This window comes from Celeribacter halophilus (assembly GCF_018860305.1).
GTDB lineage: Bacteria > Pseudomonadota > Alphaproteobacteria > Rhodobacterales > Rhodobacteraceae > Celeribacter > Celeribacter halophilus_A.
Map to the genome: position 1 here is coordinate 408,387 of NZ_JAHKPE010000031.1, position 25,001 is coordinate 433,387.

Below are 25,001 nucleotides of genomic sequence, written 5' to 3' on the forward strand. Positions count from 1 at the left end.
ACCAATGGCAAATCATTCCTTGAATATGGATCGCGTTCTTTGGAAACCGGTTCCGGCCTTAGCGTATCTCTGAGCCGACGCGCCTTTCGACTGGGGGCCAGCATTCGGCAGTACTTCACGCCAGTCCCCCAACGCGACCAAAATCCAACGCCACCACACAGAGACACTCTCCCTCCCCGCGCTCTTCCTGCGCTGCGGTCTCCGGCACGCCCACAAAAAAATGCGCATTTTTCTGCCGGTGATTCGTTTTTGGGATTCACATGGCGAATCACCTGTGCCATAAGAGGCGCACGGAGACGTTCCAACAAAGAGAACGCCCCGTGAGGCAGTACAGGTGTCCGTCAGGGCATCATTCATACAAAGGTAAGAAGCCTATCATGGCTCATCCGCGTAAACGTCCGTCGCTGACTGTACTTTTGTACACAGGCGTTATTGTCACCCTCGGTGGCTACTTCACCTTTGCCGCTGTGCAAGGGGAATACGGGCTATTTCGCCGCTTGCAGATCGAGGCGGAACTGTCCGAGCTGCAAGCGGTGAGCGGCAAACTGGACGAAGATCTGGCCGTGATGCGCAACAAGACGCTGCGCCTCTCCGACACCTATCTCGACCTTGATCTTCTCGATGAACAAGTCCGCGATGTGCTGGGCTACCTGCGTGCCGATGAAATCGTAATCCGCTGATCCGAGAGGCCGTTGATGACACAGAGCCCCCGCCCCGCAGATACGTCCGACTTTCTGACCCGCCGGCATGTGATGCTGACGGGGCTTGGCTTTCTGGCGCTGACCGCCTGCGGTGGTCACGGCAGCGCGCCCTCCAATCCCGAAGATGCCTGCGCGATCTTTCGCGAACGCCCGCATTACCGCTCCGCCCTTGAGGCCTCCGAGCGCAAATGGGGCGTGCCCGTCTCTGTGCAGATGGCGATTATCTATCAGGAATCCACCTTCCGTGCGACCGCGCGACCGCCGAAACGCTACACGTTGTTCATTATCCCCAAAGGCCGTGCCAGTTCCGCACGCGGCTACGCGCAGGCGCTCGACGGCACATGGGATGACTACCGCAACGGTCCGGGCCGCGCAGGCGCCAGCCGCAGCAACATCCGCGATGCCACCGATTTTATCGGCTGGTATGTCTCGACCAACAACAAGGCGCTGGGGATTTCCAACTCGGACGCCAGAAACAGCTATCTGGCCTATCACGAAGGTCGGGGCGGTTACCGCCGTGGCTCCTACCGCAACAAATCATGGCTCCTGAGCACCGCCGACGGCGTCGCCCAACGCGCCGCCCGCTATGAGGCACAACTGGCCTACTGCCAGTAAGGGCGTCAGCATCGCGCCAACGGAGGCGACAATGGTAACACCTTCCCTTGGCAGACTTGTGATTTACACCCGCAAAATCGACGAAATGGCCGCATTTTATGCGCGGCACTTCGGGTTTTCCGTGAGGCGCTCCGCAACAGACCGGATCGTAGAGCTTACCCCGAAAACCTCTGGCGCAACGATCCTTTTGCACCCGCTTTCCGCATCGCAAAAAGAGGGGCAAGTTCTGCTTAAACTGGTGTTCGACGTCAAAGATGTCGAAGATTTTTGCCGAACCGCGCAGAGCAACGGGCTTACCTTCGGAAAGATACACAAGACGGACAGCTACGCCTTTGCGAACGCAAAAGACCCCTCCAGGAACTCCATCCAGATTTCCAGCCGTGCCTTCGCGCAACACTAGGCCACTCAACTACTGACATGCGCAACTCTTGCGTGTAGCCTGTTCACAGCCAGCACCGGATCGCGATATTCCCTCAGCGCATACCTGCCGCCCACGGGGTATATCAGAAAATCCGTGCAATCGGCCCGCCGCATCGTTATTATGTAGTTTAACGCTAAACTATCAGTCGTGATCTTGGAGGAGGAGGCCTGATGGCACCCCGTAAAACAGCATCCAAACCGGCAAGCAAAGCGAATGTCTCCAAAGACGAGCTTCTTGCCTATTATAAAGACATGCTTCTTATCCGCCGTTTCGAGGAAAAAGCAGGCCAGCTTTACGGCATGGGCCTGATTGGCGGGTTCTGCCACCTCTATATCGGTCAGGAGGCCGTTGTCGTCGGTCTCGAAGCCGCCGCGAAAGAGGGTGACAAGCGCATCACCTCCTACCGCGATCACGGGCATATGCTCGCCTGCGGGATGGATCCGAAAGGCGTGATGGCCGAGTTGACGGGCCGCGAGGGCGGCTACTCCAAGGGCAAGGGCGGCTCCATGCACATGTTCTCGAAAGAGAAACATTTCTACGGTGGCCACGGCATCGTCGGTGCTCAGGTGCCGCTGGGGGCAGGTCTGGCCTTTTCCGACAAATACAAAGGCAATGACAATGTGACCTTCACCTATTTCGGTGACGGTGCGGCCAACCAGGGTCAGGTCTACGAGACCTACAACATGGCCGAGCTTTGGGATTTGCCGGTGGTTTTCGTGATCGAGAACAACCAATACGCCATGGGCACCTCGGTGCAGCGTTCGACCAAATCCACCTCCCTTTACGGCCGCGGCAAGGCCTATGGCATCGAAGGTGAGGAAGTGGACGGCATGGACGTTCTGGCGGTCAAGGAAGCCGGCGAGCGCGCTGTGGCGCATTGCCGTGCGGGCAAGGGCCCCTACATTCTCGAAGTCAAAACCTACCGCTACCGTGGTCACTCCATGTCGGATCCGGCGAAATACCGGACCCGCGAAGAGGTCCAGAAAATGCGCGAGGAACGCGATCCGATCGAAGCGGTGCGCTCCATCCTTCTGACGGGCGGTCACGCCTCCGAAGAGGATCTCAAAGCGATCGACAAAGACATCAAAGCGGTGATCAACGAGAGCGCGGAATTCGCCAAGGAAAGCCCGGAACCGGCACTCGAAGAGCTTTGGACCGACATTTATGCGGATGAAATTCCGCAGCACAACGCTTGATCCGGGAGGAAGATACCAATGGCAACCGAACTTCTGATGCCCGCCCTCTCTCCCACGATGGAAGAAGGCACACTTGCGAAATGGCTCGTCAAAGAGGGTGACACTGTCTCCTCCGGCGACATCATCGCGGAAATTGAAACCGACAAGGCCACGATGGAATTCGAGGCTGTGGACGAAGGGATCGTCGGCAAGATCCTCGTCGAGGAAGGCACCGAGGGCGTGAAAGTGAACACCGCCATCGCCGTGTTGATCGAAGAGGGCGAAAGCGCAGACGACATCAAGGCCCCTGCCCCCGCCGCAACCGAGGCCGCGCCGGTCGCCCAAGAGGCCCCGACAGCGGCCCCTGCGAAAGCCGCCGCGGCTGTCGAAGTCGTCTCCAAAGCCTCGCCGGACTTCCCCGAAGGCACGCCGATGAAACAGCAGACCGTTCGCGAAGCGCTTCGTGACGCTATGGCCGAAGAGATGCGCCGCGACGAAAACGTCTTTCTCATGGGCGAAGAGGTGGCCGAATACCAAGGCGCCTATAAAATCTCCCAAGGGATGCTCGACGAATTCGGCGCCAAGCGCGTGATCGACACGCCGATCACCGAGCACGGCTTTGCCGGTATCGCCACGGGGGCGGCCTTTGGCGGGCTGAAACCCATCGTCGAATTCATGACCTTCAACTTCGCGATGCAGGCCATTGACCATCTCATCAACTCGGCAGCCAAGACACTCTATATGTCCGGCGGCCAGATGGGCGCGCCTATGGTCTTCCGTGGTCCCAACGGTGCCGCCGCCCGCGTCGGTGCGCAGCACTCCCAAGACTACGCCGCATGGTATTCCGCCATTCCGGGTCTCAAGGTCGTGATGCCCTATTCGGCCTCCGACTATAAAGGTCTGATGAAAACCGCGATCCGTGATCCGAATCCGGTGATCTTCCTTGAGAACGAAATCCTTTACGGCAAATCCTTCGATGTGCCCGATCTTGAGGACTTCACCATCCCCTTCGGCAAGGCCCGCATCTGGCGCGAAGGCACGGATGTGACCATCGTTTCCTTCGGCATCGGCATGACCTATGCGCTCGAAGCCGCTGACAAGCTGGCCGAGGAAGGCATCTCCGCCGAGGTCATCGACCTGCGCACGCTGCGCCCCATCGACTATGACACCGTGCTGGCCTCCGTGATGAAGACCAACCGCTGCGTCACCGTCGAAGAGGGCTTCCCTGTCGGCTCCATCGGCAACCACATCTCTGCCACGATCATGCAACGCGCCTTTGACTATCTCGACGCGCCGGTGATCAACTGCACAGGTAAAGATGTGCCCATGCCCTACGCCGCCAACCTCGAAAAACTCGCGCTTGTGACCACCGACGAAGTCGTGGCCGCCTGCAAAGAAGTCACCTACCGTTAAGGAGAACCCGTTATGGCGATTGAACTTTTGATGCCCGCGCTGTCTCCGACGATGGAGGAAGGCACATTGGCCAAATGGCTGGTGAAAGAAGGCGACGAAATCAAATCCGGCGATGTGATTGCCGAGATTGAAACCGACAAGGCGACGATGGAATTCGAAGCCGTGGACGAAGGCACCATGGGCAAAATCCTTGTGGCCGAAGGCACCGAAGGCGTGAAAGTGAACGCGCCGATTGCTGTGCTTCTGGAAGAAGGCGAAGATGCCTCTGCCGCCGAAACTGTCGGCGCAGCGGCCCCTGCTCCGGCCGAAGAAGCTCCGGCGGCGGCAGCCCCCTCCGCCCCTGCGCCGGTCACAGATGCGCCCAAGGCCCCCGCGGCTCCGGTCAAGGATGGAGAACGCCTCTTTGCCTCGCCTCTGGCCCGTCGCATCGCGGCACAAAAAGGTCTCGACCTGACCACGATCAAAGGCACCGGCCCCAAAGGCCGCATCGTGAAAGCCGATGTGGAAGCGGCCGAAGCCGCACCCAAGGCCGAAGCCCCCAAAGCCGCTGCACCGGCTCCTGCGGCTGCGGCACCGGCTGGTCCTTCCGCCGATATGGTTGCGAAAATGTATGAAGGTCGCGACTATGAAGAAATCAAACTCGACGGGATGCGCAAAACCATTGCCGCGCGTCTGTCGGAGGCCAAACAGACCATCCCGCATTTCTACCTGCGCCGCGACATCCAGCTGGACGCCCTGCTGAAATTCCGCGCCGAGCTGAACCATCAGCTCACAGGCAAGGGTGTGAAACTCTCGGTCAATGACTTCATCATCAAGGCTGTGGCCAACGCGCTGCAAGAAGTGCCTGCGGCCAATGCCGTCTGGGCAGGCGACCGTGTGTTGCAGATGAAAGCCTCCGATGTGGCCGTTGCGGTCGCGGTCGAAGGCGGTCTCTTCACCCCCGTGCTGCAAGACGCGGATATGAAGTCGCTTTCTGCTCTGTCCAAAGAGATGAAAGACCTCGCCCACCGTGCCCGCGACCGCAAACTCGCGCCGCATGAATATCAGGGCGGTTCTTTCGCGATCTCCAATCTGGGCATGTTCGGAATCGACAATTTCGACGCCATCGTGAACCCGCCGCACGCGGGCATTCTCGCCGTCGGCGCGGGCAAGAAACAGGCGGTGATCGGCGAAGACGGCGAAGTGAAAGCCGCAACAGTCATGTCCGTCACCATGTCCGTGGATCACCGCGTGATCGACGGGGCGCTCGGCGCGGAGCTTTTGAAAGCCATCGTCGAGAACCTCGAAAATCCGGTGGCGATGCTGGCCTAAACGCCTTTATCCCGAAAGAATCAAAAGCCCTCCGGTTTCGGGGGGCTTTTTCTTTTGACCTCCTTTTTCTTTTGGCTGCCATGACACGCCTCAAAGCCGCCGCCCTGCACCTCTGTTACGTTTTGCGCGACTCTAGAAAAAAGGAGACAGATCATGAGCTGGTCAAAACAACTTGAGACAGTCCAAAGCGGCATGATGGATTTCGGCGCGGCCCTGCCCGCTGTGGGAGAAGGCTTCAACGCCCTGCACGAGGCCACAACCGCCGAGGGGGCGCTCTCCATGAAGCACAAGGAATTGCAGGCCCTCGCCATCGGGATTTCCAAGCAATGCGTGGATTGCATCGGCTTTCACGTCAAAGCCGCGATGGAGGCTGGTGCCACGCGTGCGGAAATTGCCGAAACAGTCGGTGTGGCGATCCTGATGGGCGGCGGTCCGGCCTACATGTATGGGATCAAGGCGATCGACGCCTATGACGAGATGGCGGGGTAAGACGACCGTCTCGGGTGATCGCCAGGGGCGTTCGACCGCCCCTGCTCCGTGCCCTATATCGCGTGAGTGCGCCCCCGTCAGCTTTCCGAGGGACGCGCACCGATAAGCTGGTTCATGGAAATAGACGGCTGGGAACAGCCCGCCTCGCCCACAACCTTCGCGGGCACACCCGCCACCGTGGTGCAGCGCGGCACGTCGTTCAGAACCACCGATCCGGCAGCCACACGCGAACAGGCGCCAATGTGGATATTGCCCAACACCTTGGCCCCCGCCCCGATCAGCACGCCATCACCGATTTTCGGGTGACGGTCCTCGTCCTCCTTGCCGGTCCCGCCCAGCGTCACGTCATGCAGGATCGAGACATTGTCGCCAATCGTCGCGGTTTCGCCAAAGACCAGCGAATGGGCGTGATCGAGGAACACCCCCTTGCCGATGCGGCAGGCGGGGTGGATGTCGACGGAGAACTGTTCGGACATGCGCATCTGGAAGAAATAGGCCAGATCCTTGCGCCCTTCGCGCCAGAGCCAGTTGGAGACGCGATGGGACTGGATCGCCTGAAAGCCTTTGAAATAGAGCAAGGGCTGGATGTAGCGATGGCAGGCCGGATCACGGTCATAGACTGCGGCGATGTCGGCACGCGCGGCTTCAGAGAGCATCGGATCGGCGGCATAGGCATCATCGGCGATCTCGCGGATCAACTGCTCGGACATTTCGGGAGAGGCGAGTTTCTGCGCGATCCGGTAGGCCAGCGCATCCTCCAGCGTCTCGTGATGCAGGATACAGGCATGGACCAACCCGCCCAGCAAAGGCTCCGCCGCAACGGCCTCACGCGCCTCGGAGACAATCTGGCTCCAGACGGGGTCGAGTTTTTTCAAGGTGGTGCGTGTTTTGGCCATGCGCTTGTCCTCTTTTGTCGAAGCTTACTATAGATAGCCCTGTTTTCCAAAGCGCAAGAGGCTTCACGGCAAAAAGACCCCGCAAAGGTCACTCTGCGAGGTCTGTATCAGGTGTGCGCCGGATCAGGCCGTGGGCAGCGCGAATTGCAGACAGTGGATCGCCAGCCGGATCACGCCGCCCGCGTCGAAGTCACCGCCCTCACCGGTCAGGATCAGGTCTTCGGCGCTGTAATAGGTCACAGGCGTACCCGTAAGCCCGCGCAGCCAACTGCCCTGCGCCAGAGACAGGCCGGAGCCGTAGCGGTTCGCAGAGCCCGCCACGCCCAAGGAAAAGCCGGTCAGCCCCGTGCCGGTGATCTCGGTGACAACACGGCCCGTGACCCCGAAGACCACGGACTGGTCGGGGATGGCATAGCTCACCGTGGAGACCGGCCCCGCCGTCAGCGTGTGGTCCAGTTCGACGACCTTTTGCACCATACCCGCCCCAAAGGGCGAAAGCGTCTGCATCCCCAAAACCCAGCCGGAGCCGTTATGCCCCGCCCAGCCGTTCTGATCCTTGATATAGGCGCGCATCCCCAATGTGGCGGGGACAAAGCTCCAGCCGCCGTTGACATAGACCGCGATCCGGCCCTCCTGCCCCGCCCAGTCATTGACCGCCGCCGTGCCCACACCATAGGCATCACCCTCCTGCGGGCTCACAGGCGGGGTGTTCTCGGTCACGGAGACCAGGGTCAGTTGCATCAACCCGTCGATCCGGCTCAACGCCTCGTTCACGGTCACATGTTTCTGGGCCTGCGCGGCTTGCAACAGCGGCAGGGCAAAGCGGGATGTCTCACTCATTGATTTCGATCCTTCTGAACAGGCCCGCGCCGAAACTCTCGGACATCTGGGCAACGTGGATTTCATAGGCGCCGGTCACCCCGTCGCCGGTTTTGAGTGCCGCGCTGTAGGTCCAGTTCGGCACTTGGGTCGTAACCTCGCGCAGCACCGAGCCGTTCTGCACCACCCGCAGGAGATACAGTTCGGACGTCTCCCCCAAGGGCACCTCGACGGACTGCCATGTGTCGCCGTCTGTGCGCGTGCGGCGGGTCCAGCGCAGCTCCGTGTCGCCGGAGGCCGTCTGTGTGACCCTCAGATGCACAGGCGCATAGGGACGCAAACCGATGCCGTCGAAGGCCTCGACATAGTGTTCGTAGCTTGCGTCATCATAGGCGCGGTTGGAGGGGCCGATGCGGTAGTGACGGGCAAGGCCGCGGGCCGACTGGGCCAGATCAATCTGCCTGAGCGTCGTATCGATCAGCACAAAGCGCGATCCCGCAGGCCACGCGGGTGTAAGCACGCCCCCGTCCAGCCCGTCTGTCCCCGCCTGTCCGCGCAGCCGCAGCGACAGGTCATAGGTGTTTTCCGCCACAAGCTCGGCATTGGCGAACTGGAACACTTCCCAATTGGCTGAAGTGCCATCACCAATCGCGGCGACATTCGCCCCGTTGAGCACATCCAGCGGGTCCACCGAGGCAAGCTCCCCGCGCACCAGTTTCACCCGCAGCACCGGTCCGCGATCCCACAGCCCCGCACGCGCCGCGCCCAGCGCCGTTTGTGTCACGCCGATGGTGGCCCAGCCCGGCACCAGAGTGTTGAGCGTATAGCCGCTGTCCGAGGGCGCGGCATAGACCGCCGCAGAACCGGGCCACGGGTTGCCCGTCACCGCGATATGCGGCGCATGGGGCACTTCGTCGCCAGTGAGCAGCGGCAGGTCCAGAAACAGCGGATAGACCGGCACAGGGGCGGCGAAGGGCTTGGCCTCGATGATCTCCTCGACCATGTCGGAGGGCGTGTAGACCTCCGGCTCGACCCGCACCGCTTCGACCAGCTGCTGTGCGCCCAAGGTCGCCTGATCGATCCGGTAGTTCTGCACCCCCTCACCGGTCTCCACCGCAATCACATCGCCCGCGCCATAGGACAAAAGCGACGGAGGTAGTGAAAACCGTGCCGTGTCCCGCGCAATCCGCGATTCCGCCAACCAGCGTTCGACCACCTGCCGCCCCTCGGCACGGGTGAGCGCCAGAGGCAGTTCGGATTGCGACACCAGACGGCTTTCCTCATCGGGGAAACTCGCCTCTTCGGCGCGTGCCCCGTAGTCGCCATCAGCATCGACAAAGGTCAGTTGCACGCGGCCCGCCACTTCGGCTTCCGGCGCGCGGGTGCGTTCGAACACACCGTCCAGCTCATCGAAAACCGCGACATCCTGCTCGCTCAGGCTCAACTGCGCCTTGCCATCGCGCGAGCGGAAGATCAGCTTGCCTTCGCGCTCAATGGCCTCGAACCCGTAGGCCAGCATCAAGGGCTGAAGCGCGGAGCGGGCCCCTGCGATGTCGCTGACGTTATAGCCGCGCAGCACGCCCCAAAGCGCGCTTGTGTCGATCTCCTCCACACCGGAACGCGCACAGATCTCCGCCACCACATCGGCCAGAGACCGCGCCGTGGAGCGACCGTTGAGCCAATGCCCCTTGGCGTAGTTGTCACCGTCTGACCAGACGGAAGTGACCGAGGGAAAGGCCGGATAGGGCCGCGCATCCCATGCCCAGACATGGGCGCGGGACATATCGATCATCGGGCCGCCGTAGACCTCGGAGACCGGATTGTTCTCTGCCGCACCCCAATAACCGGTCATGGCGCGCAGATATTGCAACTGGATGAAATCATCCCGCCGCCCGTTGGAATAGGCCGGCAGCGAGGATTCCGAGGATTTCGCATCCAGAAACTTGTTCGGCTGGTTGGTCGCCTTGTCCACAGCGGCACAGCCCAGTTCGGTGAACCAGACAGGCTTGGACTGGGGCACCCAAGCCGTCGGGGGCTCGCTGCGCTGGCCGTTGATCCGCTCGTGGTGATCGTTCAACCACCAGTTGCGGATGTCCTTGTAGCGATAGACCCAATCCTCGTGATAGGCCCCGTCGGTGATCGGCGTGCGGGTTTGCGCGGCACTATGGGCCTCATGGGCGTAATACCAGTCATAGCCCTCCCCGCCTTCGATATTGGCTTTGAGATAGTCGGGATTGTAGATCGACCCCCACGCCGCATCGACATGATCGTCGCCCTCGCGCCAGTCCGAGAGCGGCATGTAATTGTCGATGCCGATAAAGTCGATATTGTCATCGGCCCAGAGCGGATCGAGGTTGTAATAGAGGTTGCCGTCGATCTGGTAGCCGAAATATTCCGACCAATCGGCGGCATAGCCGATCTTGCACTCTGGCCCGAGGATCGCACGCACATCGGCGGCCAGCTGGATGAGTTGGTCCACCGCCGGAAAGCCCGACGCGCCGCGAATACGGGTGAGCCCGCGCATTTCCGAGCCGATGCAAAAGGACTCGACGCCCCCCGCCAAGGCGCACAGATGCGCGTAATGCAGGATCATCCGACGGAAGGAAAACTCCTCGGGGCCGGTGTAGGAAATGCCCTGCCCCTTAACCGTCTTGCCCAGCGCCAGAAGATCGGCAAAATCCGTCCATACGCTCGGCGTGACGTTACTCACCTGAAAGTCGTCCACTTGAGCCGCGCCGAAAAACGCCGCCACCTCCGCCTCAGCGGCTGCACTACCATCCGTAGTGCCCGCCACAGACGGGGCCAGCGAAGTCGTGATCCGCCCGCGCCACGGCAGCGCGGGCTGTTCGCCCTCTCCGCTCCACGGGTCCACCCTCCCGTTGCCCGCCATCTGGTCCATCAGGATAAACGGGTAGAACATCACTTCCTGCCCCGCTTCATGCAGCGCCCGAATGGCCTGCACCACGGATTGATCAGTCGGGGTGCCGCCATAGATCACACGACCCTCGGCATCGCGCGGGATTTCAGCCGCCGCCGCGCGCGTGATGCCGGAGACCGACCACGGCATATCGCGGGCGTCGCTCTGCTTTTGCTCGACTTTGGGTTGGATGTTGCATGTGCCACAGCGCAGATCATCCCCGAACCACGACACCACCAGAGAGGTCGCACCGCAATTCGGCAGTTCCTCGGTCATCGCGCCAAGCGAGGTGGTGAAATCCGGCTGGCCGGAGGCGGCGTTCATATTGGACACAAGCACTGTGCCCGATGTGTCTTTCAGATAGACCGGCTCTGTTGCCAAAGCATATTCACCCGTGCCGGGGATCATCGCCACGGCGGGCACAAGATGGGTCATGTCCGAGGGCGTGTCGGCCTGATCGGGACGCATGACCTCAAAGGTAAACTGCGGCACGCGATTGCCGAAATCCGTCAGGTCCAGATCTTCGAACACCACATAGGCAATGCCGCGATAGGCCGGCACAAGACCCGCGCCTTCCACCGCTTCGATCTTGGCATCGGGAAGCTGGTCCTGCGTGCCGTGATAGACGCGCATGGTGAGCGTGCTGGTGTCGATCTCATTGCCATCGGCCCAGACCCGCCCCACGCGCGAAATCTCGCCTTCGCACAAGGCAATCGCCAGAGACACGGAATAGCTGTATTCTGTCACTTTCGGGCTGCTCGGCGCCCCTTTGCCGCCGCCCCCGCTGGTGGATTTGTGTTCCTTGAACTCTGTCGCCCAGATCACCTGACCGCCCACGCGCATCCGGCCATAGACCTGCGCCACGGCAGTGCCCTCGGAGGCCCCCGTCAGGCGGAACCGCTCCACACGGCCGGTCTCGACCGTCTGGCTGCCGACACCCATGAGGCGCTGGTCGATGGCCTGCCCGATGGTCGCCCCGATCGCGCGTCCGATGACCACAGACGACAGACCGAACACACCGCCCCCGACAGAGGCTCCAATCGCTGCGCCCGCAGCAGAAAGTACAATCGTTGCCATGAGTTACCTCCCGGACATGGTCGTAATAGGGGGAAATGCAAAACAGCCCGCGATCCGCCGCCGCCACGGCGTGCTCAGCGCGTTTTCGATCACCCCGTGCCCGCTACAGGCATGAATGAATGTCGGCGCTGGGCCGCTCTCACCGACGATCCCGAGATGCTTGGCCACCGCCCTTTCGCGCATCCGGAACACCAGCGCATCACCGCTGGCCATCGCAGCCATAGGCTTTTCAACCAGATGCCGCCTTGCCGCACGCAAAAGCCGTTCGTCCTGCTGCGGCTCGCTCCAGTCCGGCGTGTAGGGCGGGATCACCTCCGGCTCGCAGCCATAGACCTCGCGCCAGATGCCACGCAACAGGCCCAGACAATCCGTGCCCGCACCCTTGCAGGAGGCCTGATGCAGGTAAGGCGTGCCGATCCAGTCGCGGGCGCGGTCTGCGATTTTCAATTCTGTCATCACCGCCTCCGTCATGTCGAACCGCTGCCTTGCAGGCTGCCGCCATCGTAGTCCCCGCTCTGCACCGGATAGCGTGCCAGCCAGTCTTCGCCGGGGACATGCGGAAAGCCGCGGAAATTCAGGAAGTTGTCGAATTTCAGCCGGCAGGTCTCGGCGCGACGGTCACAGCCCGCCTCCAGACGCACCCTGTCCCCCGTAGCAATCTCTGCGCGCAGGTCTTCCCAAAGCTCCACAACGCGGCCAGACGCGGACAGGCGGTCGTTTTTCACCACCCCGACCAAGCCCTCCGCAGCCCCCGACAGGACCGTGAAGCGGCCACGTTCGAACCAGCGGCCGTCAAACTCGGACAGCGCGTCAAAGGTGAAAATCTTGCCCTTTTCCACCGACTCCACCGCGCTCTCTGTGTAAAACCCCGGTTGCAAGGTCTGAAACCCGCAGCCGCCATCGCCCAGAACCGCCGAACAGCCCGACTGGTAGACACGGCCCTGCGGCTGGTTGAGCTGTTCCGTGAGCCCGCGCAATTCGGCGCGAAAGCCGCCGGAAACACGGGTAATCTCGCCAAAGCTGCCCTTGAACACCAGCACGCGCTGTTCCACCTGCGCCCAGTTGACCAGCCAGCACCGCACATCGGCCCCGTCGAACCGTCCGGCGCGGATGTCCTCCTCGGTGATCGCCGCCGCACTCAACGCGCCCAGCGCCTCCGTGTTATCCACCGACAGCCCCGTGGATTGCGCCAGCGCACTGGCGGAGAGGCCGGTGTCGGCCTTGAACCGCAGCCCCTCGAAGTCGAGATCCGTATCGTGATCGGTGAACCCGTAGGTCGTGCCATCCTTGCGCACCACCGCCCAAGCGCGGCACAGCGTTGTCACGCCTTGCAACAGATGGGCCTGAAACTCTTCGGAAATTGCCATCAGACCCGCACCTCCACAACCGGCACATTGGGCACTTCGCCCGCCTGAAACGAGGCGACCGAGGTGGAAATACTGTCCGTGTCAAAACGCACCGGCACGTCGAATTCGAAGCCCGCGGTGATCTCCGCGCCGGAGGTGGGCGGGGTGCCAAAGGTGACGCGCCCCGTGGTGGTGTCCACCTCCCAGTCCACCGCTTCAAACGCCTCCTGCCGCCCGACGCCGAGTTTCACCGTGCCCGCCACGGGCTTGGTGATCGGGCGCTGATAGCAGGCCGTGCCGGAGCGATAGGATTTGCTCAGCTGGAACACCGTGGTCTCGCCATCGCCCATCCCGATCAACTGGTCCTCAAAGCCCACCTCTGCGGAGGCTTTGCAGGTCTTGTAGTCGGACCAGTCCTTCCAGCGGAACCCGTAAAGCTGCCCCTGACGCGCCTCGAAAAACGCGATCATCAGCTCGATGTCATCCAAAGACCGCATCCCCATGCCCGCGTCATAGCGGCGGCGCGAATGCGCCCAAGGGGTGTTGCGCTCCTCGAACCCGTTGGCCAGCGTCACCACATCGGTGCGTCGCTCAGGTCCGCCGACAGAGCCGAAGCTCAGGTTTGCCGGAAATCTCACTTCATGAAAACCCATCGTCTACCCTCCTGATGACAGGCGCGGGGCCGCTTGCGACCCGTCGCGCGTTATTGGTTGCGCGTTACTGGTTGCGCGAACCCCGACCCAAGGCGCGGCTCAACTGGGCCGCCACCTGACTCTGGCTGCGTTGGAAGCCCTGCACATCGGGCGTTGTGATATTCATCGTGATGTTGACGGGACGTGATCCGCCCAGCGCCTGCACGCCAAGCTTGCCATCGGCCCCGCGTGTCAGCGGCATGATCGCCTCGGCCCCCGCCTCGCCCATCAGCCCCGTGCCGCCACGCATCGGGAAATAGGTCGGGCCGGAGACCACGCCCCCGTTAGCAAAAGGCATGACCTTCCCCTGCGCGAACGCCCCGCCCTTTTCAAACGGCATGAGGCTCTGGATCACGCCTTCCAACCCTGTGCCCAGCACGGAGCCGACATGGCTTGTCACCGGCGAGATGGCGACATTATAGGCGGCGTTGAGCATCGACTCGCCCAGCCCCTTGAGCGCGTCTGCAAGCGTGTCACCGTCAAACACCAAACCGTCGATGGCCTTTTTCAACCCCCGCGAGATGCCGCTGTCCAGTTTGGAGACCTCGCGCTGTGTCTCCGCCACGGTGGCCTGAAGACGTCCCATCTCCTGATTGAAAGCGGCGGCCATGGCCTCCGCACCGCCGATGGCGCTTTCCATCTGCGCCACCTTGTCCTCGAAACGGTCGAGACCGTTAATATCCGTGCTGTTCAACTCGTCAGCCATTGTCTTGCCCTTTCAATTCGCCATCCCCCGCCTGTGCGTCGGGGAAGGCTCTGGCCAGTTCTTCAAGCCGTGCGCGGCCCATCGGGGCGGTGCCCGACCCTGCCCCAAGCAGAAGCAAAAGCTCCGCAGGGGTAAGCGCCCAGAACTCGGCCGGTTTCAGGCCCAGCCCCTTGATCCCGAGCCGCATCAAAGCGGGCCACTGAAAACCGCCCTGTTCAGAGATCATGCTCATGACCTCCTCCTCACGCGGGCACCGTGAAGGCGCGCGCGATCAGCTCTGCGCCCACACGCGCCGCCTCCAGCGGGCCACCCGCGATCTCGGCGGTCAGGATGTCGTCATATCCGCCCGTCCAGCCGCCGCCCCGCAGACCGGCCACAACGATGCGCAGCACATCGGCCGAGGAGAACTTCCCCTCCTCGAACCGCGTCACCAGCGCCACCAGCGTGTCGGTCTCCAAACCGGCTTCCAGTTCCGCCAGTGCGCCCAGCGTGAGTTTGAGGACGTGACGCTCGCCATTCATCGTGAGCGCCACTTCACCTTGAAACGGATTGGCCATGGTTACACCGCCGTAAATGTCAGCGCGCCCGCAGAGGCCATCGCCAGCTCATAGGTCGCTTCACCGTTGTAAGAGCCGGCATATTCGATCGAGGTCAGCATGAACGCGCCCTGAACCGTGCCGAAATCGGGGATAATCACCTGAAAATCCAGAACCTCGCCGTCAAAGAAAATCTGGCGCGCACGCTCGTCTGTGGCCGCGTCCTTGAACACGCCGGAGCCGGAGATCGTCGCGCTTTTCACGCCAGCCCCGCCCAGAAGCTCGCGCCAGCCGCCGGAGCTTTCCAGCGAGGTCACATCGACACTTTCCGCGTTGAAGGAAATCCGCGTGGCACGCAGCCCCGCGATGGTTTCAAATGTGCCGGAACCGGTCATGTCCAGCTTGATCAAGAGGTCTTTGCCGTTTTGGGCCGCCATGGTCATTTTCTCCGTCTTGGAAGTCTCTGAAGCGTTTCTCGAAAACTCGTGCGAAAAACGGGTTAGCTGTCTTCGACGCGCGCGCGGAATTTCAGGTCGATCCTGCGCACATCGCTGTCCTGAACGCGTCGGGCCTTGGCCGACACGAAGTAAAGTCCGACGAGTCTGCCGCGCGACAGGCTCAGGCTGGCATCCACCAGCACATCGGAAATCGCCGCGGCCACCTGTTTCGCGGTCAGGAACCCCGCCGCGTCCGACACCACGGACACGGTGAAATCGTGGCGCGCGCCGTGGCCGGTCTGGTCCGAGGCATCCGCGACATCCTCGGGACCAAGGCTCACATAGAGCGCAGGCACGCTGCCTGTGGGGGCCGCGTCATAGATCGCGCTGCCCACCAGACCTGTCAGCACCGTATCCGCCGACAAGGCCTGATAGATCGCGCTCTGGAGTGCTGCTGAAACCCCGTAGCTCATGACGTCACCTCCTCGCGTGCGGTGCAGGTCAGGTAATGCCCCAACGCATCGGTCTCCGAGACCGCCAGAATGGTGAAGACGCGCCCGCCCTCGATAAAGCGTTGCCCCGGTTTCGGGCGGCGTTGCGAGCCCACAGGGGCCGCGCGCACGATGATTTTCATGGCCACTTTCGAAAGCGTCAGGAAATCCTCCGAGGTCGTGGAGCCGCTGCCCGACCGGATCGCCGCCCAGAGCGTGCCAAGCCGGACCCATGTTTCGACATAGCCACCCGCCCCGTCAGAGACCCGCTCGGCCTCTTCCAGAACCAGTTTGCGATTGAGATGCACCACAGCCGCCATCAGTTCCGCCCTCCGAAAAGACGCAGGGTGCGATAGCGCTCCAGAAGGGTGCGGACCCCGAAGGGCATCAGCGCCTCGCCCACGGCCGTTTCATGCCGGTGCTCGTAGTAATGCGCGGCCAGCAGGAACACCGCCTGCGCCAGATCGGCGGGCAGATCGCTCCAGCGGGTCGCAAACCCTGCGGTGAAGGCGATCCTTGCCTCTCCGGCCACGGGGATCTGCGGCAACACAAATCCGGTCGAGACCAGACGCGGGCGCTGCATGTCCTGTTCCAGCATGTATTTCGCCGCATCAATCGTGGTCTCGGCGCCTGTGCGATCAACAATGACAAAGCTGTTGATCGCGGTGACAGGGGCCACCGGAAGCACCTGTGCCCCAAGATCACGCCACGCCCGCAGCGTGTAAAGAAAGTCGCGCGAGATCAGCACCTTGCCCGTGCGGCCCTCGACCGCAGCAATGGCTGCGCGCAAAAACGTCTCAAGAGCCCCGTCCTGCACGCCATCGTCGTCAAACCCTGTGCCCAGCCTCATATGGTCCCTGAACTCAGCGACCGGCAGCGCCGCTGTGGCCATCTGGGTCTGCTCCATCAACATCATGGTACACCTCCGTATCCGGCCCCCTTGTTTGTCATGAACGGATGCGCGATCCCCCGCGTTGCTCGGACGGAGGGGGAGCTGCTAGACAACACGGGATATGAACCGCGCATCCGCCGCCCCTGTCCCCTAGAGGACAAGGGCATCACCAGTCAGGCCCCTCAGGCCGTGCCGAATTTCAGCAGTTTGATCGCCGCAAAGTCGGAGACATCACCGCCCACACGTTTGGTCGCGTAGAACAAAACATGCGGTTTTGCGGAGAACGGATCACGCAGGATGCGCAGGTCGGGGCGTTCGGCCACGGTGTAGCCCGCCGCAAAATCCCCGAAGGCAATCGCCGCCGCATCCGAGGCAATATCGGGCATGTCCTCGGCAATCAGCACCGGATAGCCCATCAAACGCGCAGGCTCGCCCGCCGCCAGACTGTCGGACCAGAGGAACCGGCCATCCGCATCCTTGAGCTTGCGCACCTGTCCTGCGGTTTTCGAGTTCATCACGAAGGTGCCGTTGGCGCGATACTGGGCACCCAGGGCATAGACCAGTTCGACAATCGCATCCGCCGGATTGGCCGCGTCGAACCCGCCATCGGTGCCGGTGGCCACATAGCCCAGAGAACCCCAGCTCCAGCTGTCATTGTCCACCTGCGTGTGGTTGAGAATACCGGTCGGCTTGTCCACGCCATCGCCGTTGATAAAGGCCGAAGCCTCCGCAGAGGCGAATTTGTCGGCGATCCGCGCCGCCAGCCAGCCTTCGATGTCAAAGGCGCTGTCATCCAGCAGGCGCTGCGAGGCTTTCGGCAGGGCGGAAAGCTCGTAGAGCGGAATGGAAATGCGGTCGATGGTGGGCGTGGCGGTCTCGGAGAGCGTGCCGGTTTCCGACACCCAGCCGGAGCCCAGATCGGTGGTATCGATCAGCACGTCATAGGAGGTCGCCTCGACATTGACGACATTGGCAATCGAGCGGATCGACGCGGTGGATTTCAGCACCGACTTGATCGCCTCGGAGGTCTGCGGATCGACGAGGTAACCCCCGTCACCATTGACCGCCGCGGACATGGATTTGCCCTCAAGTTCCAGCGCCCGCAGCGCCTCGTCATCGCCGTTGCGCACATAGGTGGTGAAGGCCGATTTATGGGACAGATCCACCTCCTGCGTGGCAGACAGGGCCGGACGTGTCAGGGGGCGGCCAATGGTATGGGATTTTCGGTCAAGCATGGTCAGTCGCTCTTCTTGCTCTTGGAGTTTCGATTTAATTTCGGCCTGAAAGCCTTTGAGATCGCTTACAAATCCGGCCAGCGCGGTCTTCACCTCAGTGGCAGGCCCGTATGCAGCTATGGTCCCTTCGGGGGCCTTTCTTTCGGTTTTGCTCATCCAAACAGTCCTTTGTTCTGGTGTCGGGTTTCGCGGGTGAATGCGCCGGCCTCAGTCATCGCTCAAAACCTCTGCGGCCAGCAGCTTGCGGGCGCTGTTCAAAGCGCCTGCCAATTCGCGCAACATCACGTCGGCCTCCGGCGCATCCACGCCTTTCGCCTCCGCTCTCAGCCGCGCTTCCGGCAGCATCGGGAAAGTGACCAAAGACACCTCCCAAAGCTCCAGTTCGGACAAAAGGCGCGTGCCTTTCGTATCCTTGTGCGCCTTCACGGTGCGGTAGCCGATCGACAGCCCGTCAATCGCCCCCGCCTCAATCAACGCCACCGCCTCACGCCCCTTTTGCAGCTTGGTCAAAAGGCGGCCTTTGACATAGAGACCCCGCGCGTCCTCGCGCAGCTCGTCCCAAATGCCGATGGGCTGCGCCGGATCGTGCTGCCAGAGCATCTTGACCGAGCGCCCCTTGGCCTTGAGCGCGCAGAGCGACTTGGCGTAGGCGCCCTTCATCACGACATCCCCGCCGCTATCACAGCAGTCAAAGAGTGAGGCATAACCCTCTATCTTCACACCATTTTCCGACGCATCTTCAACTGTCACATCCTCACCCAGACGGGCGAATTTATGCTCAAGGCCGCTGTAAAAATCCTTTTGCATCTCAGTTTCCTTCGGCTTGTTCAGGATCACCAAAACCATCGGTGGCGGCGGGCTCGCCGACCTCCTCAGCCTCCTCCTCCGCACGCGGCTCGACATGGGCCCGCGCGGTTACAGGTTGCGTCACAGGTTGCGTCGCGGCGGATGCTTCCGGCGGGGAAAGCGGCGGCAGGCCGAGCATGGCGCGCTTTTCCTCCTCGGTGAGGAAATCCGCCCCCGCGATCCGGTTCCACTGGGCATCGCGTTCGGCAGCCAGAGCGGGCACCTGATCGAGGTCGGGCTTCAATTCCAGCACCTCGCCCGTCATCTCGGAGAGCCAGTGCCCGATGGCTGCGGTCACTTTCGCCACCATCGGCAGGACGGTCAGGCGATAGAAGGCACGGTTGGCCTCCTGATAATTCGCGTAGGTCATGTCACCCGGAATGCCCAAAAGCATCGGCGGCACCCCGAAGGCCAAGGCGATCTCGCGCCCTGCGGCTTCCTTGGTTTTCTGAAATTCCATGTCGGAGGGGCTGAAGCCCATCGGCTTCCAGTCCAGCCCCCCTTCGAGCAACATCGGACGGCCTGCATTGCGCGCGCCCTGATGGTGGCTTTCCATCTCCGACAACAGCCGGTCATATTGATCCGCGCTCATCGCCGCCTGTCCGTCCGCCCCCTTGTAGACAATCGCACCCGACGGCCGCGCGGCATTGTCCAACAGGCTCTTGGACCAGCGCGAGGCGGCATTGTGCACGTCAATCGCGGTGGCCGCCGCCTGAATGGGAGAGAGGCCGTAGTGATCGTCGGAAGGGTGAAAGGCCTTGATATGGCAGATCGGGGAGCGGCCCTCAACAATCTCGAAGCGATGCTTGCGCCCGCCCACCGCGTAGTCATAGGCCACAGGCCAGCCATCCGCGCCAGGCACAAGGTTCATGCGATCCGAGCGCAGCACATGCAGTTCAGCTGGGGCCTGCCCCCATGCGCCCACGGCCTCCAGATAGCCGTTGCCGGAGAGCAGGAATTGCGCATAGAGCGCCTCGAACAGTTCCGCACGCCCCTGCGCCGGATTGGGCCGCGAAATCACCCGCAGCAACGGGTGGTCCTCGAACCGCATCTCGCGGTTTTGCAGGATCAGCGGCAAGGCGGAAGCCGCTTCGGAAATCAGCTTCACCGCACGAAAGCCCACCGGATTGCCGACAAATCCCACACGGGTCAGCGTCACCGTGTCCCGTGGCGACCACGCCACACGGCCCGCGCCCGAGACCGCCGCCACGACCGGACCGGTCGCCGAGGCTTTCGTTTCGGGCATCTCGCCCCGTTTCAGAAAGTCGAACACCATTTCTGTGTCTCTCCTCATCTTCCGGCCCGCTCAATTGACCGGCCTCATGTCTCAAACCCCTTGGCCTCCGGCGTATCCGGCCCATAAGGACTTCCGCGCCGTCGGTGAGAGAGGTTCTAAAGGAGAGGTTCAAAGAAGCTCTAAGCAGGGCGTGCGCTGACTCACAAACGGCGCAACACCTCTGTAAAATTGATTTATTTCATGAGCTTAATCCGAAAACAAAAAGCCCCGCCGCAAGGGCGAGGCTTTTAAAACGCATCAACAGGCGAGGATCACCGGCCCAGCGTCCGTATTCGCGGCTGTCCCACACCACCGGCGGGCAGGATCATCACCTCGTGAATCGCCCAAACCAACGCATCCACACGGTCGGGGCTGCCCTTCCCCTGATAGCCCTGCGCGGTCATCTGGGTCATCTGGTCCTCCAGATCACCTAGCCCGCGCATATGCTTCACCCGCCCCTGATCGTAGAGCGCGGCCACCGGTTCGGCGCGGGCCGATTTGCCGCGTGTGGCGCGCACGGATTTATAGGACACCAGCGGGTCGATCTGGCGCAGCACGGTCTCGACCAGATCACCGCCCTGATTGACCTCCGCCACGATCCGGTCGGCCTGCCAACGCGCCTGCGCATGGATCGCGGCCTCGGCCCAAACCACAGGCGATGAGGCGGACACAGAGGCGTCTTCGAGCACATAAGCGCACCAGTCTTGCGGCGGTCCCTGTGTGACCACACCGACCACGACAATCCCGCAGGCATCAGATCCCTTGTGTCCCGTCACCGGCGGATCCACCGCCACCACGATGCGGTCCAGTTCCGGCAGGTCACGGCACCTTGTGGCCTCGATTCGCGCCAGCGACCATAGTGCGCCCTCTTCCTCATCGAGCAGCACGCCCTCCAGTTCCTGCCGCCCGAGACGGGTGCCCGCGTAGCGTGTTTTGACCTCGTCGAGAAAGGACGCCGCCAGATTGGCCGCGTTGGCCTCTGTCGGCGCGTGGGTGGTCATGGTGCTGGCGCGTTGCAAGAGCGCCTTGAGAAGCCCGACATTGCGCGGCGTGGTCGTTACCACCGCGCGCGGAGCGTCGCCAAGGCGCAGCCCGAATTGCAGCATGTCCCATGCCTCCTGCGGCTTGCGCCATTTCGCCAGTTCATCCACCCATGCGGCGTCGAATTGCGGGCCGCGCAGGGCTTCGGGATCATTGCCGGAAAACACCGTCGCCTCGGCCCCGTTGGGCCAGACCAGCGTGCGGCGCGTGGCGCTCCATTTCGGGCGGCGGTCAGGGGGCGAACAGGCGAGAATACCGCTGTCGCCAAAGACCATGACCTCGCGGGCCTGATCATAAGTTTCGCCAATGAGCGCCACACGTTTCGCACGTCCCAGCTGGCTGGCACGCGCCCCTTCGACCATGCTGCGCACCCATTCCGCACCCGCGCGCGTCTTGCCCGCGCCGCGCCCGCCCATGATCACCCATGTGCGCCAGTCGCCCGCAGGCGGCAGTTGATGGTCCAGCGCCCAAGCCTCGAACAGGTAAGGGAGCGCCACAAGCGCCCCCTCCTCCAGTGTATCGAGAAATTCACCCTGCTCGGCTTGCGGCCTGCATGCGAGCCAGCCGATCAAGGATCTCAGATCTTGCGGCGTCGAAGTCGATCTCTCCGCAGCCAAGCTCTCCACGTTTGCGTTTTTCCTCATCGAGTTTCTGCCTTTCCGTGATCGCAGCCGTTTTCGCGCGCATCAGATCGGTGATCAGAGGCCGGACCTCCTTGCCGCTCTGTTCGCCCGAAAGCAGTCGATCGATCACATCGTCGAGCGCCATAATCGCCCAGAGCAAGCTCTGTTTCACCGACGCTTCGATCTCGTCCACCGTTTCCAACTCATCCCCCACAGATGACGTCATTTTCATACGTTTGCCTCTCATGCCTTGATGGTCTCCGCACGAGAAACGCAGGGGCTCTGTTCGTTTGGAACATCACCGGTCCGGCCCCCTCAGGCCGCACCTGACACCCGCGTTTTCCAGCAGGGACCACTGTGCGGCAGAGGTGATAAAAAGGCATAAAGCCGGCGTGCGCCGACGGGTTACTCCGCGTTAACGATTTTCAAAGGCTGGGCAAAGCTTTGATGTCGCAGGAGGTTTTACACCCACTGGCGGCACAAGGGGGCGAAAGGGGTGTCCGGGCCGAGGAGGACCAAACGCCTCCGGCGGGAGTATTTTCACATCGGAAAGCCGCCTGCGTTGAATTAGCGGGCAATGTGTTTGGTCTCACTCGACGGCGGAGCCGAACAGGGTCACGGATGCCGCCATTAAGCTCACGGCGGCGAAGGCGGTAACAAGGCTGCGGCTTTTGCCTTCGCGCTGCGCCAGCACCACGGCGATCATCCCCTGCACCGTGTAATAGGCGGCGAAAGCCTTGGACGCCCATGAGATGATCTGAAACACATCCAGCGCCCATGTGATCAAGAGCCCTAGCAGCACCAGCACCGCATAGCCGATTTTCACCGGCACACGCTGACGGGTCAGTTCTTCGACCAGCCCGCCCGCACCGGAGGTATCGGCCACGGCAGCGGAAAACTGGGCCGCCAGTGCTGCGATCACCAGCATCAGGGGCAGAATCGGCGTGACCAGTTCCATCATGTCGATGATCGCGGTTTCCGAGGTTTCGATCTGATCTGGCAGGAAGACATAGGCCACCAGCACCACATAGACCATATAGATCGCCGTAGAGATCCATTGCGCGAGTTTCATGGAGTGCACACGGGTGGCCGCGTCATAATCGTCGCCCAGATAACGCGAGGTTTCAAAGCCTTGCACCGTGACCAGAAGACCGAACAACAGGCTCAAGGCGGGCCAGCCCGTCAGCGCGGGCGCGGAGATGACCAAAGCGCCGCTCTGTGACTGATCCGAAAAGAACCATGCCAGCCCGACCAGAAGCCCCGCGATGATCGCGAGTTTCAAACCGACCGAAATCTGTTCGAGATGTTCCAGCGCCGCGAAGCCCTTGATCCAGCCGACGCCGAGAATCACCAGAAACACCGCCGTTGTCACCCAACGCGCGGCCAGTTCCGTGTCCCAAGGCGTCAGGCTCACGGCAAAGGCGCCCAGAAGGTTGAGGTAATAGGCAACGGAGATCACATAGGCCAAGGACAGCAGCCATGAGGCCACGGTCTCCAGCCGCGCCGAGCGCAGGTCGTGGCCGTGCCGGTCGATGGCGGTGATATTGAAGCGCACCGCCATGCCGATTGCATAGGACAATGCGCAAAGCAGCGCCATCGCCAGCGGGGTCCATGCGCCATAGGACTCCGCCAGTATGGGGCCCAACACCAGAAAGCCCGAACCGATGATCGAGGCCAGCGGGGTCACCGTCGCCCTCCACAGTTTGGCGCGTGCCAGACGGGGCCACATCAGAAGGGCAGCCACCGCAACTGAGGCGGCGATGATGACGGTGTTTTCCAACTCGGGTCTCCAAAGCAAAAGGCGCGATGCTTGTCGCGCCTTTGCCAATATTTCTCAGTGCCTTACACGGCGCTTTACTGCACCGCCTCAATCATTGGCACGTTGCTGCGCCTCGATCTCGCGCCATTTGGCGACATTGGCGTTATGTTCCACCAAGGTCTCGGCAAACGCATGTCCGCCCGTGCCATCGGCCACGAAGAAGATGTAAGGCGTTTCGTCGGGGTTCACCGCCGCGCGCATCGCCTCAAGCCCCGGATTGGCAATCGGTCCCGGAGGCATGCCCTCGATCACATAGGTGTTGTAGGGGCTGTCCGATTGCAGTTCCGACTGGCGCAGGCCGCGGCCCAGAACGCCGACACCGTTGGTCACGCCGTAGATCACCGTCGGGTCGGTCTGAAGCCGCATACCGCGTTTCAAACGGTTCTCGAAGACAGAGGCCACCTGACGGCGCTCTTCCGGCAGGCCGGTCTCTTTCTCGATGATCGACGCCATGATGAGCATCTCTTCCGGCGTATCAAAGGGCAGGCCCTCGACACGTTCGGCCCAGACCATCTCGATCCGCTCTTGCTGCGCCTCTTCCATGCGGGCGATGAGATCGTCCACATCAGAGCCGCTGCGCACTTCGTAGCTGTCGGGGGCCAACATGCCCTCGGCAGGCGTCTCGTCAGCCTCGATGGAGCCGGTGAGGAAATCCGCCGCTTTCAGGCTTTCAACCACACGCCAGACGGTCGTGCCCTCGGCCACAAGAACGCGGTAGCGGGTGTCGGCCTCGGCGCGCACCTTGGTGTATTCTTCCGGCGGTGTCAGCGTCTCGTCACCTTCGGCAAGCGGATCGAACTCGGCGGTTTCGATATAGCTACCAGTGGCCGGATCAAGCTCGCGCACCTGAACCTCGGCACGGTTCACACCGATACGGTAAACCACTTCCGTGCCACAGGTCGACGCCCCGCCTCGGGTGATCTGGTCAATGATCTCCGCCATCGACGCGCCCTCTTCCACAAGGAAAGACCCTGCCTTAAGCTCTTGGGATTTATCGGTATAATCTGCACCTATGCGGAAAATCTGCGCACTGGAGACCGCGCCCATATCAGCGAGGTTCTGCGACACGCGCCGCATGGTCGAGCCCGATGGCACACGCAGGCAGACCGCCTGTTCCAGCGGCCCTTGCGCGGTAAACTCGCGCTTGCCCCAAGCAATCACCCCCGCCAATGCGACGAGGGCGACGATGAACAGGGTCAGCGCGTTCGAGGCGATGGATCGCCACAT

At 62.1% G+C, this 25,001-nt stretch carries 27 protein-coding genes; 7 read left to right on the forward strand and 20 right to left on the reverse strand.

The genetic code is table 11. The features are described from left to right. The first annotated feature begins 377 nt into the window (after positions 1–377). The 7 genes from KO492_RS13825 to KO492_RS13855 all read left to right on the forward strand — a co-directional run bounded on the left by KO492_RS13825 (position 378) and on the right by KO492_RS13855 (position 6,125). Entirely contained in the window at positions 378–680 is a 303-nt protein-coding gene (locus KO492_RS13825) for an FtsB family cell division protein (protein ID WP_066607620.1), read from the forward strand. A 72-nt stretch (positions 681–752) separates the two neighbouring features. Then, entirely contained in the window at positions 753–1,316 is a 564-nt protein-coding gene (locus KO492_RS13830) for a transglycosylase SLT domain-containing protein (protein WP_216045932.1), read from the forward strand. Positions 1,317–1,347: 31 nt separating this feature from the next. After that, positions 1,348–1,716: a VOC family protein gene (locus tag KO492_RS13835; RefSeq protein WP_216045490.1), complete on the forward strand. Its 369-nt coding sequence runs from the start codon at positions 1,348–1,350 to the stop codon at positions 1,714–1,716. Positions 1,717–1,907: 191 nt separating this feature from the next. After that, positions 1,908–2,933 (forward strand): pyruvate dehydrogenase (acetyl-transferring) E1 component subunit alpha, encoded by a 1,026-nt coding sequence (gene pdhA, locus KO492_RS13840; protein ID WP_216045491.1) that lies wholly within the window; start codon positions 1,908–1,910, stop codon positions 2,931–2,933. Positions 2,934–2,951: 18 nt separating this feature from the next. Then, the gene (locus KO492_RS13845) at positions 2,952–4,325 is read left to right on the forward strand and encodes a pyruvate dehydrogenase complex E1 component subunit beta (RefSeq protein ID WP_216045492.1); all 1,374 of its coding nucleotides are present in this window, start codon (positions 2,952–2,954) and stop codon (positions 4,323–4,325) included. Between the two features lie 12 nt (positions 4,326–4,337). Then, on the forward strand, positions 4,338–5,636 hold the full coding sequence (locus KO492_RS13850) for a pyruvate dehydrogenase complex dihydrolipoamide acetyltransferase (protein ID WP_216045493.1): 1,299 nt from the start codon (positions 4,338–4,340) through the stop codon (positions 5,634–5,636). Between the two features lie 153 nt (positions 5,637–5,789). Further along, positions 5,790–6,125 (forward strand): carboxymuconolactone decarboxylase family protein, encoded by a 336-nt coding sequence (locus KO492_RS13855; RefSeq protein ID WP_216045494.1) that lies wholly within the window; start codon positions 5,790–5,792, stop codon positions 6,123–6,125. Between the two features lie 77 nt (positions 6,126–6,202). Here the strand turns inward: KO492_RS13855 and cysE are convergent, their stop codons facing one another. The 20 genes from cysE to mltG all read right to left on the reverse strand — a co-directional run bounded on the left by cysE (position 6,203) and on the right by mltG (position 25,001). Then, positions 6,203–7,021 (reverse strand): serine O-acetyltransferase, encoded by an 819-nt coding sequence (gene cysE, locus KO492_RS13860; protein ID WP_066607604.1) that lies wholly within the window; start codon positions 7,019–7,021, stop codon positions 6,203–6,205. 123 nt (positions 7,022–7,144) lie between these two features. Beyond that, positions 7,145–7,861 (reverse strand): DUF2793 domain-containing protein, encoded by a 717-nt coding sequence (locus KO492_RS13865; protein ID WP_216045495.1) that lies wholly within the window; start codon positions 7,859–7,861, stop codon positions 7,145–7,147. Further along, a complete protein-coding gene (locus KO492_RS13870) occupies positions 7,854–11,834 on the reverse strand; it encodes a baseplate multidomain protein megatron (protein WP_216045496.1) in 3,981 nt (1,326 codons plus the stop codon). The genes KO492_RS13865 and KO492_RS13870 overlap by 8 nt, the downstream gene beginning before the upstream one ends. Positions 11,835–11,837: 3 nt before the next feature. Then, entirely contained in the window at positions 11,838–12,290 is a 453-nt protein-coding gene (locus tag KO492_RS13875; RefSeq protein WP_216045497.1) for a peptidase, read from the reverse strand. An 11-nt stretch (positions 12,291–12,301) separates the two neighbouring features. After that, a complete protein-coding gene (locus KO492_RS13880) occupies positions 12,302–13,201 on the reverse strand; it encodes a DUF2163 domain-containing protein (protein ID WP_216045498.1) in 900 nt (299 codons plus the stop codon). After that, a complete protein-coding gene (locus KO492_RS13885; RefSeq protein WP_216045499.1) occupies positions 13,201–13,833 on the reverse strand; it encodes a DUF2460 domain-containing protein in 633 nt (210 codons plus the stop codon). Before KO492_RS13885 ends, KO492_RS13880 begins: the two co-directional genes overlap by 1 nt. A 64-nt stretch (positions 13,834–13,897) precedes the next feature. After that, positions 13,898–14,578: a phage tail tape measure protein gene (locus tag KO492_RS13890; protein ID WP_216045500.1), complete on the reverse strand. Its 681-nt coding sequence runs from the start codon at positions 14,576–14,578 to the stop codon at positions 13,898–13,900. Then, entirely contained in the window at positions 14,571–14,810 is a 240-nt protein-coding gene (locus KO492_RS13895) for a rcc01693 family protein (RefSeq protein WP_216045501.1), read from the reverse strand. Before KO492_RS13895 ends, KO492_RS13890 begins: the two co-directional genes overlap by 8 nt. 10 nt (positions 14,811–14,820) lie before the next feature. Further along, the gene (locus KO492_RS13900) at positions 14,821–15,135 is read right to left on the reverse strand and encodes a gene transfer agent family protein (protein WP_216045502.1); all 315 of its coding nucleotides are present in this window, start codon (positions 15,133–15,135) and stop codon (positions 14,821–14,823) included. Positions 15,136–15,137: 2 nt separating this feature from the next. Continuing rightward, the gene (locus tag KO492_RS13905; RefSeq protein WP_216045503.1) at positions 15,138–15,551 is read right to left on the reverse strand and encodes a phage major tail protein, TP901-1 family; all 414 of its coding nucleotides are present in this window, start codon (positions 15,549–15,551) and stop codon (positions 15,138–15,140) included. A 62-nt stretch (positions 15,552–15,613) separates the two neighbouring features. Then, on the reverse strand, positions 15,614–16,024 hold the full coding sequence (locus tag KO492_RS13910) for a DUF3168 domain-containing protein (RefSeq protein WP_216045504.1): 411 nt from the start codon (positions 16,022–16,024) through the stop codon (positions 15,614–15,616). Continuing rightward, positions 16,021–16,362 carry a head-tail adaptor protein gene (locus KO492_RS13915; RefSeq protein WP_216045505.1) on the reverse strand — a complete coding sequence of 114 codons (342 nt, stop codon included), beginning with the start codon at positions 16,360–16,362 and terminating at the stop codon, positions 16,021–16,023. Before KO492_RS13915 ends, KO492_RS13910 begins: the two co-directional genes overlap by 4 nt. After that, positions 16,362–16,958, reverse strand: a complete 597-nt coding sequence (locus tag KO492_RS13920; protein WP_216045506.1) for a head-tail connector protein — start codon at positions 16,956–16,958, stop codon at positions 16,362–16,364. The genes KO492_RS13915 and KO492_RS13920 overlap by 1 nt, the downstream gene beginning before the upstream one ends. A 158-nt stretch (positions 16,959–17,116) precedes the next feature. Further along, a complete protein-coding gene (locus KO492_RS13925) occupies positions 17,117–18,325 on the reverse strand; it encodes a phage major capsid protein (RefSeq protein WP_216045507.1) in 1,209 nt (402 codons plus the stop codon). Between the two features lie 51 nt (positions 18,326–18,376). Next, entirely contained in the window at positions 18,377–18,976 is a 600-nt protein-coding gene (locus KO492_RS13930) for an HK97 family phage prohead protease (RefSeq protein WP_216045508.1), read from the reverse strand. A gap of 1 nt (position 18,977) precedes the next feature. Continuing rightward, on the reverse strand, positions 18,978–20,291 hold the full coding sequence (locus KO492_RS13935; RefSeq protein WP_216045509.1) for a phage portal protein: 1,314 nt from the start codon (positions 20,289–20,291) through the stop codon (positions 18,978–18,980). Between the two features lie 272 nt (positions 20,292–20,563). Further along, entirely contained in the window at positions 20,564–21,976 is a 1,413-nt protein-coding gene (locus KO492_RS13940) for a DNA-packaging protein (RefSeq protein WP_216045510.1), read from the reverse strand. Further along, positions 21,861–22,187, reverse strand: coding sequence for a hypothetical protein (locus tag KO492_RS13945; protein WP_216045511.1), 327 nt, complete (start codon positions 22,185–22,187; stop codon positions 21,861–21,863). The genes KO492_RS13940 and KO492_RS13945 overlap by 116 nt, the downstream gene beginning before the upstream one ends. A 357-nt stretch (positions 22,188–22,544) precedes the next feature. Next, positions 22,545–23,735 (reverse strand): hypothetical protein, encoded by a 1,191-nt coding sequence (locus KO492_RS13950; protein ID WP_216045512.1) that lies wholly within the window; start codon positions 23,733–23,735, stop codon positions 22,545–22,547. Between the two features lie 87 nt (positions 23,736–23,822). Beyond that, the gene (gene mltG, locus KO492_RS13955) at positions 23,823–25,001 is read right to left on the reverse strand and encodes an endolytic transglycosylase MltG (RefSeq protein WP_216045513.1); all 1,179 of its coding nucleotides are present in this window, start codon (positions 24,999–25,001) and stop codon (positions 23,823–23,825) included.

What these genes read in the sequence shown, in the direction of transcription:
- KO492_RS13855 (WP_216045494.1), top strand. Translation starts at nt 5,790, where the DNA reads ATGAGCTGGTCAAAACAACTTGAGACAGTCCAAAGCGGCATGATGGAT.
- KO492_RS13920 (WP_216045506.1), bottom strand. Translation starts at nt 16,958, where the DNA reads ATGATGTTGATGGAGCAGACCCAGATGGCCACAGCGGCGCTGCCGGTC.
- KO492_RS13875 (WP_216045497.1), bottom strand. Translation starts at nt 12,290, where the DNA reads ATGACAGAATTGAAAATCGCAGACCGCGCCCGCGACTGGATCGGCACG.
- mltG (WP_216045513.1), bottom strand. Translation starts at nt 25,001, where the DNA reads ATGTGGCGATCCATCGCCTCGAACGCGCTGACCCTGTTCATCGTCGCC.
- KO492_RS13945 (WP_216045511.1), bottom strand. Translation starts at nt 22,187, where the DNA reads ATGAAAATGACGTCATCTGTGGGGGATGAGTTGGAAACGGTGGACGAG.
- KO492_RS13940 (WP_216045510.1), bottom strand. Translation starts at nt 21,976, where the DNA reads ATGAGGAAAAACGCAAACGTGGAGAGCTTGGCTGCGGAGAGATCGACT.
- KO492_RS13845 (WP_216045492.1), top strand. Translation starts at nt 2,952, where the DNA reads ATGGCAACCGAACTTCTGATGCCCGCCCTCTCTCCCACGATGGAAGAA.
- KO492_RS13890 (WP_216045500.1), bottom strand. Translation starts at nt 14,578, where the DNA reads ATGGCTGACGAGTTGAACAGCACGGATATTAACGGTCTCGACCGTTTC.
- KO492_RS13885 (WP_216045499.1), bottom strand. Translation starts at nt 13,833, where the DNA reads ATGGGTTTTCATGAAGTGAGATTTCCGGCAAACCTGAGCTTCGGCTCT.
- KO492_RS13915 (WP_216045505.1), bottom strand. Translation starts at nt 16,362, where the DNA reads ATGGCGGCTGTGGTGCATCTCAATCGCAAACTGGTTCTGGAAGAGGCC.
- pdhA (WP_216045491.1), top strand. Translation starts at nt 1,908, where the DNA reads ATGGCACCCCGTAAAACAGCATCCAAACCGGCAAGCAAAGCGAATGTC.
- KO492_RS13910 (WP_216045504.1), bottom strand. Translation starts at nt 16,024, where the DNA reads ATGAGCTACGGGGTTTCAGCAGCACTCCAGAGCGCGATCTATCAGGCC.
- KO492_RS13850 (WP_216045493.1), top strand. Translation starts at nt 4,338, where the DNA reads ATGGCGATTGAACTTTTGATGCCCGCGCTGTCTCCGACGATGGAGGAA.
- KO492_RS13835 (WP_216045490.1), top strand. Translation starts at nt 1,348, where the DNA reads ATGGTAACACCTTCCCTTGGCAGACTTGTGATTTACACCCGCAAAATC.
- KO492_RS13895 (WP_216045501.1), bottom strand. Translation starts at nt 14,810, where the DNA reads ATGAGCATGATCTCTGAACAGGGCGGTTTTCAGTGGCCCGCTTTGATG.
- KO492_RS13880 (WP_216045498.1), bottom strand. Translation starts at nt 13,201, where the DNA reads ATGGCAATTTCCGAAGAGTTTCAGGCCCATCTGTTGCAAGGCGTGACA.
- cysE (WP_066607604.1), bottom strand. Translation starts at nt 7,021, where the DNA reads ATGGCCAAAACACGCACCACCTTGAAAAAACTCGACCCCGTCTGGAGC.
- KO492_RS13930 (WP_216045508.1), bottom strand. Translation starts at nt 18,976, where the DNA reads ATGCAAAAGGATTTTTACAGCGGCCTTGAGCATAAATTCGCCCGTCTG.
- KO492_RS13865 (WP_216045495.1), bottom strand. Translation starts at nt 7,861, where the DNA reads ATGAGTGAGACATCCCGCTTTGCCCTGCCGCTGTTGCAAGCCGCGCAG.
- KO492_RS13925 (WP_216045507.1), bottom strand. Translation starts at nt 18,325, where the DNA reads ATGAGCAAAACCGAAAGAAAGGCCCCCGAAGGGACCATAGCTGCATAC.
- KO492_RS13870 (WP_216045496.1), bottom strand. Translation starts at nt 11,834, where the DNA reads ATGGCAACGATTGTACTTTCTGCTGCGGGCGCAGCGATTGGAGCCTCT.
- KO492_RS13905 (WP_216045503.1), bottom strand. Translation starts at nt 15,551, where the DNA reads ATGGCGGCCCAAAACGGCAAAGACCTCTTGATCAAGCTGGACATGACC.
- KO492_RS13825 (WP_066607620.1), top strand. Translation starts at nt 378, where the DNA reads ATGGCTCATCCGCGTAAACGTCCGTCGCTGACTGTACTTTTGTACACA.
- KO492_RS13935 (WP_216045509.1), bottom strand. Translation starts at nt 20,291, where the DNA reads ATGGTGTTCGACTTTCTGAAACGGGGCGAGATGCCCGAAACGAAAGCC.
- KO492_RS13900 (WP_216045502.1), bottom strand. Translation starts at nt 15,135, where the DNA reads ATGGCCAATCCGTTTCAAGGTGAAGTGGCGCTCACGATGAATGGCGAG.
- KO492_RS13830 (WP_216045932.1), top strand. Translation starts at nt 753, where the DNA reads ATGCTGACGGGGCTTGGCTTTCTGGCGCTGACCGCCTGCGGTGGTCAC.